Consider the following 12,372-nt stretch of genomic DNA (forward strand, 5'->3'; position numbering starts at 1 on the left):
ACGGGAGGTGGCCTCCGTGACCCTGCTCATCAAGGGCGGCTGGCTGGTCCACGAAGACAGGGTGGAAAGAGGAGACCTGCTAATTGAAGGAGAACTAATTAGCGCCGTAGGCTTGGGGCTAAAAGTCAGCGGGGCCGAGGTGATGGACGCCACCGGTAAATATGTCCTGCCCGGCATTATTGATGCCCACGTTCATTACCAGATGCCCATAGGCGACCTCCTTACTGCCGACGACTTTTACACCGGAACCAGAGCAGCCGCCTGCGGGGGCGTAACCACAGTCATTGACTATGCCGAGCCTTCCGGCCCGGAGGACTCCCTTAAAGAAGCCATTGACAGGCGCTTGGCAGAAGCAGAGGGTCAGGTAGCCGTCGACTTGGCCCTTCACCTTGTACTCTTCCCCGGACAGGAAGAAGATAAAGAATCCTTAAGGGAGGCTGTGGAGCGGGGGCTGGTAAGTTTTAAGGTCTTTACTACTTACAACCAGCGTATGTCTTATGAAACCATCGGCCGTTGTCTGGCACAGGCCAGGGAGCTGGGGGCTCTGGTAACCATCCATGCCGAAGACCACGATATGGTTACCGCTGCCCGCCAGGAACTCATCGACGCAGGCCTCACCTCCCCCCGCTACCATGCCCGCAGCCGGCCGGCCCAGGCCGAGGCCGAGGCTGTGGGCCGCATCCTGGAAATGGTCCGTTCCTTGCGGGCCCGCGCCTATTTTGTGCATATATCGAGCGGGGAGGCCGCCGAGCTCATCGCTTCGGCCCAGGCTAAGGGCCTGGAAGTCTACGGTGAAACGTGTCCTCACTATTTATTGCTCACCGAGGAAGCTTATGCAACCGAGAGGGCAGCCCTTAACCTCATGTGTCCGCCTCTGCGGAAGAAGGACGATAATTTGCGGCTGTGGCAGGCCTTATGCCGGGGTGTCTTCCAAGTAGTAGCCACCGATCACTGCAGCTACACGCCGGAGCAAAAGGCGGCGGGGACGGCCTTCTTCGACACCCCGGCGGGGATCCCGGGTACGGAGACCCTGCTGCCCCTTATATACTCCTACGGCGTCCGGGAGGGATGGCTTACTCTGCCCCAGATGGTCCAGGTCCTGGCCGGCAACCCGGCCCGGCTTTTCGGCCTTTATCCCCGTAAGGGATGCCTTAAGCCGGGAAGTGATGCCGACGTGGTCATCTTTAATCCCCGGCAGGAGGTTACCTTGGATGACGGAAACCTCCATTCGGCTGCCGGCTATACCCCCTTTGCCGGGTTTAGAGTGCGGGGCTATCCCGAAACGACCATCCTGCGGGGGCAGGTCGTCTATCATGAGGGCCGCTTCTTAGGTAGTAAGGGCCAGGGAAGGTTTATTCCCGGGAAAGCCAGGGCGTAAAAAGGGCTGGGCCCGCCAAATTGAGCCAGAGACATTACCCCTACTTCGCCCGCCGGGCGGGGTAGGGGTAAATTTGTGGTTGCAATACCTGGAGAGTAGATATACAATAACTCCTAGTTTCGGGGGAAAGAGGGACCCTCTGATGAAAGCCTCCCTGGATAAGGCAACCCTTGACAACTCGAAGGAAAAGCGATTTCGGCAAATCGGTTACGCGGAAGTTATTTTGGCCTGTCTTCTCTTCGGGGGGAATACAATAGCCGGCAGGATCGTGGCTACCCAGGTACCGCCTTTTGCTTTATCGGCCGTGCGGGCCGCATTGGGTTTACTGGTGATAACCCCCTTTCTCTGGCGCCTGGGGCCTGCCTTGAGGCCCCGGGGGAAGGACCTCTGGTGGCTGGCCCTCCAGGGTTTGGTGGGCATAGGCCTGCCTTACACAACTTTCGCCTGGGGTATTCGCTTTAGCCCGGCGATTAACGCGGCCATTATTTTTGCCACCTTCCCTGCCGTGACGCTGGTGCTTCTAGGCATTTTCTGGCGTTACAAGCCGACCTTTATCCAGATAATAGGGGTGATAATTGCTTTTCTGGGTCTGTTAGTAGTTGCCAGCCGGGGATCCCTCGAACGATTGTTTTCCGTATCCTTTACTGCTGCGGACGGGTTCTTGCTCCTGAATGTCTTCGTCGTATCCTTAAGCAATATTCTGGGCCAAGAACTCATGCACCGATATCCGCCTATCGTAGTTTCAGCTTACACCCTCTTTTTCGGTATTCTCTGGCTCCTACCTTGGGGACTCTGGGAAGTAGCAGGGCAAGGGTGGCACCTTTCCTGGCAGGGGTGGATATTCCTGCTTTACATGGGCTGCAGTGTTTCGGGGCTGGCGGTACTCCTCAATTTTGAGGCGGTCCACCGCATCGGGAGCGGTGCGGTTGGTATTTTTAATAATCTTAATCCCCTTTTTGCCATAGCCCTGGCCGCTCTATTTCTAAAGGAGCCCTTATATCTTTATCACGGTATAGGAATTATCTTGGTCTTGGGAGGCGTAGGACTTTCCCTGAGTTCAAACCGGCAGGTAAGTCAATCGCCCAGCTTTCGGTCGGAAAACAGTCACGCCAGAGCTTTCTCGCGGTGAGGAGGAGTTGTGATGACCTTAAAAGGCGGCTGTATAGTAGCCCAGTCAGGTGGGCCTACACCGGTTATAAACAATAGCCTATACGGCGTAATAGAGGACGCCTGGAACAGGAAAGAGATAACCGGGCTTTATGGCGCCCTTTACGGGGTAACGGGTATTTTGCAAGAGCAATTGATAGATCTGAGGAGAGAGGACCTCGCTACCTTGAAGGGCCTTCGCTACACCCCCGGAGCTGCCTTGGGCTCTTGCCGGCACAGGTTGAAGGCCGAAGAGTATCCTCGGCTGTTAGAGATATTCAAGAAGCTCAACATCCGCTATTTCTTTTATATCGGCGGCAATGATTCTATGGATACGGTCGATAAAGTAAGGCGGCTGGCCCGAGAAGAAGGGTATGAAATGCGAGTGGTGGGGATACCCAAAACCATCGATAACGACCTCCCGGCTACCGATCACTGCCCAGGATACGGGAGCGCCGCCAAGTATATTGCCGGTGTGGTGCGCGAGACGGGTCTAGATCTTAAAGGGATGTTATCCACAAATAGGGTAACCATCCTGGAAGCCATGGGCAGGAATACAGGCTGGCTGGCGGCGGCAGCCGTGCTGGCAAAAACTTCGCCTGAAGATCCGCCTCACCTGGTCTACCTCCCGGAAAGGCCCTTTGAGACCGAAAAATTTCTCTCGGATGTAAGAGAGGTTTACCGGGAGTTCGGCTTTGCGTATGTCGTAGTATCCGAGGGCCTTAAAGACCCTACAGGCAATTATATTGTGGCAGAGGAAACGCAAGACGCCTTTGGCCACCGGCAATTGGGAAACGGATTGGCTGCATACTTAAAGAAGTTGGTGGAAAGCTACCTCCCCGTGAAGGCCCGATATATTGTCCCCAGCACCCTACAGCGGAGCTCCATGCTTTATGCGTCCGGCACGGATGTAGAGGAGGCTTACCTTGTGGGTAAAGAAGCGGTAAGGTTGGCCTGCCGGGGGCTTTCCGGTATCATGGTAACTTTAGAACGAGAAAAAGGCGAGGAGTATATCTGCCGCGTAGGGTACGTGGATGTGGCACAGGTTGCCAATAAAGAAAAAGGCGTGCCTCTAGAATGGATAGCTCCGGGGAACAACTTCCTGGCAAAGGAGTTTATAGAATATGCCCGGCCGCTGATACAGGGAGAAGTCAAGGTTCCCTTTGCCGGGGGTTTGCCACATTATGTAAACCTAGAAAGATATGTACCGGCTGTGGAAAGGATAAGAGAAAAGTAGAGGTTACTCCTGAGAAGTACGGTTGCAAGAAGTCTCGTCGCCCTGCAACATACGAAATTCCCCCAGCCAAAACCGGTGCGGCTTTCAGGTTCCGGCCTGGAAGCTGCTTCTCTTTACTTTTCGCTGGGGCATTCCGGGATCTCTTCACCCCGATCCTTTAAGGGTCGCCTACGATTCCACGCCGTACCTTTACCTCCCATGGGACTTCAGGACTCAGCCGGAACGATATTGACCGGTCCGATATAAGGCTTTCAGGAGTGGAGCAGGAGATGACAAGAAATAAATGGTGGAGGACCTGGCAGGTAAAAAAGTATAATCAGATGTAAAACCAGTGAGCAAACTGTAGATACGGAGGGGGATAAGCTAGGCTATGTCTCTTTTGCGGGCCCGTTTTTCCGTCTGTGGCAGGGTCCAGGGAGTGGGGTACCGCTATTTTGCCTTCCATCATGCCGTAGACCTGGGTCTGAGCGGTTGGGTGCGCAACTGCTACGACGGTACGGTAGAAGGGGTAGTTGAAGGCCCGGGGGAGAGAGTACAGCAGTTTTTGTCTTTGTGCCGACAGGGGCCCCGCTGGGCCAGGGTAGAAGGCGTGGAGGTACGATATGAGGAGCCTCGGGGGGAAAAGGGCTTTAAGATAGTGAGAGATAGTTGTTTTTCGGGTAGTGCCGATTAAGGAAGGCAAGGCATTATAAGATTGGAAAGAGGAAAGGAGTGTTCTTCTTGGCCAGGCGGCTGGGTATCTTGACAGGCGGGGGAGATTGCCCGGGGTTGAATACTGTTATAAGGGCGGTGGCCAAAACAGCTTATGCCCATGGTTACGAACTGTTCGGCTTCCTTGACGGCTATACCGGCCTTGTGGAAGAGCGGTATGTACGGTTGGATCCCCCGGCCATATCGGGCTTGTTACACCGGGGCGGAACTATTTTGGGCACCAGTAACCGCAACGATCCCTTCCACTTTCCCGTAAAGGTAGGTGATAAAGTAACCTACCAGGATAAGTCCGATCAGGCAATAGAGATTTTGGCAAAACTCGATATTGAGGTCCTGTTCGTTATTGGCGGTGACGGTACCCTGGCCGCCGCCCGCGATTTCAAGGCCAAAGGGGTTCGGATTGTCGGCATCCCCAAAACTATTGACAACGACCTGGCCGCCACCGATCAGACCTTCGGCTTCGATACGGCGGTGCGTACCGCTACGGAAGCTCTGGACAAACTACATACCACGGCTGAATCCCACCACCGGGTCATGGTGCTGGAGCTCATGGGACGTTATGCCGGCTGGATTGCCCTCTATAGCGGCCTGGCCGGCGGAGCCGACATAATCCTCATTCCCGAGATCCCCTGGACCCTGGAAGGGGTGCTGAAAAAAATCTTGGCCCGTAAAGCTGAAGGGAAACCCTTCAGTATTGTGGTGGTGGCCGAAGGAGTTAGATCTCCGGCAGGAGAACTGGTGGTCCAACGCCGGGTAGAAGATAGTGTGGAAAAGGTGCGGCTGGGGGGCATTGGCCAGCTGGTGGGTCGGCTTATTGAGGAGAAGAGCGGTATTGAAACACGGGTTACAGTTTTGGGCCACATTCAGAGGGGAGGCTCACCTTCTTCCTACGACCGGGTTCTCGCCACCCGTTTTGGCGTCGCCGCAGCGGAGCTGGCCATCCGGGGCCTTCACGGAGTTATGGTCTGCCTGCGGGGCAATGAAATCTCCCATGTCCCTCTGGAAGAAGTAGCCGGCAGACCGCGGACCGTTCCTCCGGACCATCCCCTGATACATACCGCCCGCGCCATAGGCATAAGCTTTGGCGATTAAGAACCTTCGAGGTGATGGAAAACTTGGTCCGGCGTCCTTGGGTTGTATTCTTCTTACTGGCGGCGGTCGGCTTAGCGGCAGGACTATCGGGTTACGGCAAAGCGATGAGGTTGCCGCCCTTATTCATGGAACAACCCCGAGCCCAACAAGCCCTTCCCCAGGTTAAAGGTTATTACGTGCAGGCACCGGTGGCCGACGTCCGCGCCGAAGCCGGCGGCAGTGCGAAACTGGTTACCCAGGCCCTCCTGGGTGATGAGGTCAGGGTAATATCCCAAGGAGAGGGTGAGTGGCTGCGGGGCCGGGTACCGGATGGGTATATCGGATGGCTCAAAGCCAGGGACGTGGTAGAAGATGTACCCCCTGGAGGAAGTGACCTGGGGGTTGTGGCGGTTCCCGCAGCTCACCTTTACCGGGAACCTTTCGGCGCAGCGCCCATCATTGGGGAAGCCGTGCTAGGTAGCGATCTGCCCGTAATAAGTCAAAAACCCGGTTGGGTAGAGGTCTGGCTCCCCGGCCGCAGGACAGCCTGGTTGCCGGAAAAGGATGTGGAAATCTGGCCGCAAGGCAAACCCCCGGGCCCGCGGAGCGGCTCAGACGTAGTTAGAGTGGCGGAAAAATTGCTGGGGGCACCTTACCTCTGGGGCGGCGTAAGTATTTATGGGGTCGACTGCTCGGGACTCACGTATATCTCTTACTTTTTAAACGGGATAAAGCTGCCCCGGGATGCAGACCAGCAGTTCCAGGTGGGACAAAAGGTAGAGAAGAAGGATTTGCGCCCCGGGGACCTGGTCTTTTTTAATACTCAAGGGTTTGGTGAACTACCCACCCATGTAGGCATATACCTCGGGGATGGCCGGTTTATCAATGCTCGCTCTCGCCAGGGAGTGGTCGTGAGCAGCTTGGAGGAGACCCTTTTTGCCCGCGGCTACCTGGGCGCCCGGCGGTATTTGCCTTAGAAAAGCAAAAAGCCTCTGGCCTTAACTCAGGTCAGAGGCTTTTGATCCTTTAGTCCTCAGGTTAGTAATTAAGGTTTAATCTTCAAAAAGCGGGGTAGCTTCGCGGCCGCCCAGGCCCCGTTCAATCCAGGTAGTGATAGCAAAGGCAACTAAACCGGCCACGGAACCGGCCACGATGGCCAGTATTCCGTAGGGCTCCTCAAGGATTTGCCAGTAGATGCCGACGGCGCTTCCCGCCAGGATAGAGATTAAGCCGGCTGTCTTGGACGCCCCTCGCCATACCAGGCCCAAGGCAAAGGCAGCGAAGGGGCCGGCAGCGCGCAGCATAAAGGCAAAAATATTGAGGGTAATGATATTGATCTGGAAGAGGGCTATCCCCATGGCCACAAGCCCGATAACAACGTTACCTATGCGGGTCATAATGATCTGGGCCCGATCGGAAACCTGGGGGTTAATATAGCGTTGGTAAATATCTTTAGTGAAAATAGTAGAAGCGCACAGCATGTCGGAATCCGCGCTGGACATGGTGGAGGCTATAATGGCAGCGCATACTAAGCCAGCGACCCAGCTGGGAGCCAGATTGAATACCACGGTGGCAAGGGCTTGATTACCGTTGATGTTGGGGAAAGTGGCAAAGGCTACGATACCGATAAGGGCAGGGATGAAAGCATACAAGGCCATGAATAAGGCAGACAGCAGGGTGGCCTTGGTGCCCTCTCGCTCATCTTTAGCCGCATAAATGCGGGAGACCATTTCCGGCCCGGACATAAAGGTTATAAAGTACTGCACAACGAGGCTCAATATAGTGGCAAACCCTATACCTGTTAAAGACATTTTAGCCGGCGGTACTTTGCTCACTATTGCTTGCCAGCCGCCAGCACCGCCTATAATAAACGGCAGTGCAATAAGCAGGCCGAAGAAAATTATTATCCACTGGAATAAGTCGGTAAAGGCGTCGGCCCAGAGACCGCCCATGACGGTGTAAATTATGGCCACCAGCCCGGCAATTATAATCCCTGTATCAAGGGGTATCCCGGTTAATGCTGCTACGATAGTACCCGAAGCAAGTATTTGCGAAGCGGTCAGGCAAAAAAGGGCTACAATATTCAATACGGCAGTAATCAGATGACTGGTGGGGCCGAAGCGCCGGCCCACTACCTCAGGAATAGTGTAGGCCAGCACCCTCCTTAGTCTAGGAGCAAAAAGGGCCATAGGTATAATACCGATGGCGGCGGCCAGCACATACCACCCGGCCGATAAGCCCCAGTTGCCGAAGGCCCGACTGGCCACACCCACGCTGCTGCCGCCACCAATGTTGTTAACCGAAAGGCTGGCGGCCACCATGATGGCCGGCAGTGCGCGGCTGGCCAGCATATAGTCTGTACTATTTTTGATCAGAAACCTGTTAGTGTACCATCCAATACCCAACATGCCAATTAGATATAGTATGACGATGAGTAGTGCGGTACTGTTTAACATTTTGTCCCTCCCCAAAATACCCCGTATTTCGAGAAACACTTAGCATCTTGTTAGCTCACCATTTCTTACTTCCCTCCTTTCGGCTGAGGTTTCTCAAGTTTCCTAAACCTAAGGAGGCACGGTTGAATCCTACTGTTTATTCGTCAAAAATTGTAAAACTCCTTCTTGACACACTAGGGGACGCGACGTTACAATTGTGTTAGACGTTAGACGTTTAACAATATTGAGCCTGAGGGCAGAGAAGCTGGGGGTTTAGCTTTGGGTAGGTCGGTGTTCGCAACTACTAGAGAGGCCTTAATAGACTTTATACGTACTCATAATTTAGAAGATAACAAACTGCCGCCGGAGGAAGAGCTGGTGCATATTCTGGGTACCAGCCGGGGTACCATTAGAGAAGCCTTGAGGGCTCTGGCCAGGGAGGGTGTGGTCACCAAGAGGCACGGGAGAGGGACTTTTGCCCATCGCCGCACCCTCCGCGCTCGGATGCGCATAGACCAAATTCAGGATTTTACTAACCTTATCGAAGACGGGGGCTATCGTCCCAGTATCGAGCTCCAGGGGGAGACTTTTGGGCAGAGGGTGGCGGATAAATCCATTCTGGAAAAACTGGAGTGCGGCCCGGGAGAAGAGGCTCGGCAGTACGACTGCCTTTATCGGGCAGACGGTAGGCCGGCAATATATTGTAAAATATTTATCCCCGAAAAGAATTTCGTGACGCTGCCGCCCAACCGTCCGGAAGTAAGCAATGTTTTTGACTTTGTGGGAAAATACTGCGGCCGGGAAATCGTTCATACCCTCGTCTGGTTCGGCGCTGAAAAAGCTTCGCCTTTTGTGGCGCACAAACTGGAAATAGAGCCCGATACGGCCCTCCTCACTTGGGAGGAGCTGTACTGTGGCCTCCACGACGACCTGGTAGGTTATTCCCAGATATATTTTCACCCTATGATGAATATTTGCATGCTACGTAAAACGTAAAGGCCGGGGAGGCGGTCGGCATGGTTGTGCGTATTTTGGGGGTAAGCGGCAGCCCGCGGGCCAAAGGCGCCACACAATTGGCGGTCCGGACGGCCCTAGAAGCAGCGTCGGAACTTCCCGGGGTTACCACGGAATTTTTGGACCTCCGCGGCAAAGATATTCATTATTGTATACATTGTGACAAATGCCTGCGTCAGGGAACCGCTCACTGCGTTGCCTTTAAAGATGACATGAACGAGCACGTATACGAGAGTATTTTGGCTGCCGACGGCCTCATCCTGGGTTCGCCGGTCTATCACATGGGAACGTCATCATTAACAAAACTCTTCATGAATCGTTTTCGTCCGCTGGGTAGGTTGTTTGGCCAGGGACACTGGAGCACGAAGGTGGGTGGTGCTATTGCGGTGGGGGGTGTGCGTAACGGTGGCCAGGAAACAACCCTTGGAGAAATAAATAACTTCTTTCTGGCTAACGGTATGGTAGTGGTGAGCGGGGGTATTTTTGCTTACAACGGCGGTGCGGTTTGGTCCAACGACCAGAAAGAGAAAGGAGCTCTGTCTGACGAGGTTGGGCTGGCCACCGTTAGAGTGCTCGGTAGGCGGGTGGCTGCTATTGCCGGGGTTCTAAAAGCCGGCCGGGAGGCGTCGAGACTTCCGACCAGCGCCTTACTTGGTTGTGCCGATGATGATGAATTGCAGCAGAGGTTGCATACTTTCCGCCGCAGATCGGGGGAAGGAGAGTGAGGGATGGGGGACGGCTATTTGTTAGAAGTCCGAGGCATCGTGAAGAAGTTTCCGGGCGTGGTAGCCAACGATCATGTTTCCTTTGGTGTATATCCGGGAGAAATCCATGCTCTGTTGGGAGAAAATGGCGCCGGAAAGTCCACCCTGATGAAGATATTGTACGGGCTGTACCGACCGGATGCCGGCAGCATCGTGTACAAGGGGAAGGAGATAAGCATACCTTCACCTCAGGAGGCTATCCGCCTGGGTATCGGGATGATTCACCAGCACTTTATGCTGGTAGAAAGTTTTACGGTGCTGGAAAATATCGTCCTGGGTATGCCGCCTTTGACCAAAGGTTTCCTGAACCGGCAGATGCTTGCCCAACAAGTGCATGAGAAATTTAGAGATTATCTCAAAGGTATCAATTTAGGTGCAGAAGTGGAATCCTTGTCGGTGGGTACCCGGCAGAAGGTAGAAATCCTAAAGGCCCTTTACCGGGGTGCAGAATTGCTTATAATGGATGAGCCTACCTCCGTCTTGACTCCCCAGGAAACCGAGGATCTATTCGTTATGCTCCGGGAGCTCAAAAAACAAGGCTGCACTATTATTTTCATCTCCCATAAACTTGACGAGGTTTTGCGGATTAGTGATCGCATAACCGTACTGCGGGACGGCAGGGTGGTGGGAACCGTAAACCGCCACGAGGTGACCGCTGAAGATCTTTCCCGCATGATGGTGGGTAGGGACGTATCCTTATGGCTACAGAAAAGGCCGTGTCGTCTCGGGAAGGTATGCCTCAGGTTAAGGGACGTATCTCTCCTTGATACCAAAGGCAAAGCGCTGTTGGACCGGGTTTACCTGGAGCTGCGCGAGGGAGAGATACTGGGAGTGGCTGGGGTGGACGGCAATGGTCAGACGGAACTGGCAGAGGTGATAGCGGGGATCCGCCCGGTGACCCGTGGCAGTATTGAGCTGCTCGGAAGAGAAGTTTCCGGCCTGTCTACCCGCCAACGGTTGGAGATGGGGTTGTCTTACGTCCCGGCCGACCGGCAACACCAGGGGTTGGTAATGGAGTTTACCGTTGCCGAAAATTTCGTCTTAGAAACATATTATTCCCCGCCTTTCACGCGGAGATGGTCGCTGCAATGGAGGGAGATATTTGAGTTTGCTCGGCGATTAGTCCGTGAGTATGACGTGAGGACTCCAGGGCCGCAGACGCGCGTCAAACACATTTCCGGTGGCAATCAGCAGAAGATAGTCATGGGGCGCGAGCTATCACGCTCCCCACGAGTTATGGTCGTGGCCCGGCCGACCTGGGGTCTGGACGTAGGAGCCCGCGAATATATTCATCGCCGGCTTCTTGACCAAAGGGACAGGGGAGTAGCCATACTCCTTATCTCCACCGACCTCGAAGAAGTCAGATCCCTTTCCGATCGGCTGGTGGTAATTTATGAAGGAAGAATTATGGGGGAGGTGGATCCTGGGACAACCAAGGTGGAAACCATAGGTATGCTGATGGCAGGTGTTAAGCAAGAGGCATCCTGAGTAAGTTTTGCAGGCATGGTCCTACTTCTGAAGGCGAAAGAGGGGGGAATCCGAAGTGAGGAAGACAGGCAAAGGTTGGATGGGCCTACTGGTAGCGTTGTTGTTGGTCCTGTCGATGGCCGCCTGTGGTAAGCAGGGAGGCCCTGCTGGAGAAGAAAAGGCTAGCGATGGCGGGCAGAACAGGGTTGTCAAGGTAGCGGTAGCCTTTCCAGGGTCCATTAAAGACCTGGGTTGGAACCAAGACCTGTATGAAGCCCTGATGCGGGCTGGGGCCAAGTACGGCCTGGAGGTCAGCTTCCAGAAATCTGTAGCTCAGTCGGAGCTGAAGGATGTGTTGCGGAACTATGCGGCCGATGGATATGACCTCGTAATTGCTGCTGACCTCTATTTCACCGACACTACGGTGGAAGTGGCCCAGGAATTCCCCCAGACCATGTTCGCCATAGTACACGGGACTAAAGCGGGTGGCAACGTCGCCGCAGTGACTACCTCCAACTGGGAAAGTACCTACCTGGCGGGGGCCCTGGCGGGTTTGATAACGAAAACTAATAAGATCGGCATCCTCACCGCCACCGACAGCCCTGTGGCCTTGAAAATGGTAAAGGGGTTCAAAAACGGGGCCCGGGAAACTAATCCTAATGTTGAAGTCCTGCACTCTTTTGTAGGGAACTGGAACGATGTAGTCAAAGGGAAGGAACTGGTACGCTCAATGGTTAAGCAGGGGGCGGACGTTATCTACACCCAGAGCGGCCAGGTAAACGTAGGGGCAGTAGAAGCGGCTAAAGAAGCCGGGGTTTATGCCATAGGTTCCATGGTGGATATGTGGGAAATCGCTCCCGATACCGTAGTGGCCAGTGCGATAGCTCCTCCGGGAGCCCTTCTGGAGAAACTTATCGATATGTATATGGAAGGCACCCTGCAAGGTAAGAGATACGTCTTCGGGATAAAGGATGGGGTAGAAGATTTGTCACCTTACCATAATTTCGAAGACAAATTATCGCAGGAAGTTAAAGACAAAGTCGCAGTCGTAAGGCAAAAGCTTATCGAGGGTAAAGTTCCCGAACCGAGCCTTTGAGGAAGCGGATATCATTGAGGAAGGGCGGGGCCAGCCCTTCCTCCCAAACTACC

11 protein-coding genes are annotated in these 12,372 nt (G+C 54.3%); 10 read left to right on the top strand and 1 reads right to left on the bottom strand.

All coding sequences use genetic code 11. The features are described 5' to 3' along the window. The first annotated feature begins 16 nt into the window (after positions 1-16). The 6 genes from hydA to TAMC210_RS03060 all read left to right on the top strand — a co-directional run bounded on the left by hydA (position 17) and on the right by TAMC210_RS03060 (position 6,520). Positions 17-1,378, top strand: a complete 1,362-nt coding sequence (hydA, locus tag TAMC210_RS03035) for a dihydropyrimidinase (RefSeq protein WP_173297306.1) — start codon at positions 17-19, stop codon at positions 1,376-1,378. A gap of 142 nt (positions 1,379-1,520) precedes the next feature. Further along, complete coding sequence (locus tag TAMC210_RS03040) at positions 1,521-2,507, top strand: DMT family transporter (RefSeq protein ID WP_173297307.1); 987 nt, start codon at positions 1,521-1,523, stop codon at positions 2,505-2,507. 12 nt (positions 2,508-2,519) lie between these two features. Then, positions 2,520-3,761, top strand: a complete 1,242-nt coding sequence (locus TAMC210_RS03045; RefSeq protein ID WP_173297308.1) for a 6-phosphofructokinase — start codon at positions 2,520-2,522, stop codon at positions 3,759-3,761. A gap of 370 nt (positions 3,762-4,131) precedes the next feature. Then, on the top strand, positions 4,132-4,434 hold the full coding sequence (locus TAMC210_RS03050; RefSeq protein WP_173297309.1) for an acylphosphatase: 303 nt from the start codon (positions 4,132-4,134) through the stop codon (positions 4,432-4,434). Positions 4,435-4,481: 47 nt separating this feature from the next. Further along, on the top strand, positions 4,482-5,564 hold the full coding sequence (locus tag TAMC210_RS03055) for a 6-phosphofructokinase (protein WP_173297310.1): 1,083 nt from the start codon (positions 4,482-4,484) through the stop codon (positions 5,562-5,564). Between the two features lie 125 nt (positions 5,565-5,689). Further along, entirely contained in the window at positions 5,690-6,520 is an 831-nt protein-coding gene (locus tag TAMC210_RS03060; protein WP_173297311.1) for a C40 family peptidase, read from the top strand. Positions 6,521-6,595: 75 nt separating this feature from the next. Here the strand turns inward: TAMC210_RS03060 and TAMC210_RS03065 are convergent, their stop codons facing one another. Then, positions 6,596-7,999: a sodium:solute symporter family protein gene (locus TAMC210_RS03065; RefSeq protein WP_173297312.1), complete on the bottom strand. Its 1,404-nt coding sequence runs from the start codon at positions 7,997-7,999 to the stop codon at positions 6,596-6,598. Between the two features lie 258 nt (positions 8,000-8,257). On the opposite strand from TAMC210_RS03065, the gene TAMC210_RS03070 reads away from it, so the two are divergent. The 4 genes from TAMC210_RS03070 to TAMC210_RS03085 are packed head-to-tail and all read left to right on the top strand — an operon-like array spanning position 8,258 to position 12,319. Then, complete coding sequence (locus tag TAMC210_RS03070) at positions 8,258-8,974, top strand: GntR family transcriptional regulator (RefSeq protein WP_173297313.1); 717 nt, start codon at positions 8,258-8,260, stop codon at positions 8,972-8,974. 20 nt (positions 8,975-8,994) lie between these two features. Beyond that, positions 8,995-9,717 (top strand): flavodoxin family protein, encoded by a 723-nt coding sequence (locus TAMC210_RS03075; RefSeq protein ID WP_173297314.1) that lies wholly within the window; start codon positions 8,995-8,997, stop codon positions 9,715-9,717. Between the two features lie 3 nt (positions 9,718-9,720). Continuing rightward, positions 9,721-11,244 carry an ABC transporter ATP-binding protein gene (locus tag TAMC210_RS03080; RefSeq protein WP_173297315.1) on the top strand — a complete coding sequence of 508 codons (1,524 nt, stop codon included), beginning with the start codon at positions 9,721-9,723 and terminating at the stop codon, positions 11,242-11,244. Between the two features lie 55 nt (positions 11,245-11,299). Next, positions 11,300-12,319, top strand: coding sequence for a BMP family protein (locus tag TAMC210_RS03085; protein WP_173297316.1), 1,020 nt, complete (start codon positions 11,300-11,302; stop codon positions 12,317-12,319). Positions 12,320-12,372: the final 53 nt, after the last annotated feature.

Origin of the sequence: Thermanaeromonas sp. C210, from assembly GCF_013167955.1 — a bacterium.
GTDB lineage: Bacteria > Bacillota > DSM-521 > Neomoorellales > Neomoorellaceae > UBA12545.

What these genes read in the sequence shown, in the direction of transcription:
- TAMC210_RS03045 (WP_173297308.1), top strand. Translation starts at nt 2,520, where the DNA reads ATGACCTTAAAAGGCGGCTGTATAGTAGCCCAGTCAGGTGGGCCTACA.
- TAMC210_RS03060 (WP_173297311.1), top strand. Translation starts at nt 5,690, where the DNA reads ATGGAACAACCCCGAGCCCAACAAGCCCTTCCCCAGGTTAAAGGTTAT.
- TAMC210_RS03040 (WP_173297307.1), top strand. Translation starts at nt 1,521, where the DNA reads ATGAAAGCCTCCCTGGATAAGGCAACCCTTGACAACTCGAAGGAAAAG.
- TAMC210_RS03080 (WP_173297315.1), top strand. Translation starts at nt 9,721, where the DNA reads ATGGGGGACGGCTATTTGTTAGAAGTCCGAGGCATCGTGAAGAAGTTT.
- TAMC210_RS03050 (WP_173297309.1), top strand. Translation starts at nt 4,132, where the DNA reads ATGTCTCTTTTGCGGGCCCGTTTTTCCGTCTGTGGCAGGGTCCAGGGA.
- TAMC210_RS03065 (WP_173297312.1), bottom strand. Translation starts at nt 7,999, where the DNA reads ATGTTAAACAGTACCGCACTACTCATCGTCATACTATATCTAATTGGC.
- TAMC210_RS03075 (WP_173297314.1), top strand. Translation starts at nt 8,995, where the DNA reads ATGGTTGTGCGTATTTTGGGGGTAAGCGGCAGCCCGCGGGCCAAAGGC.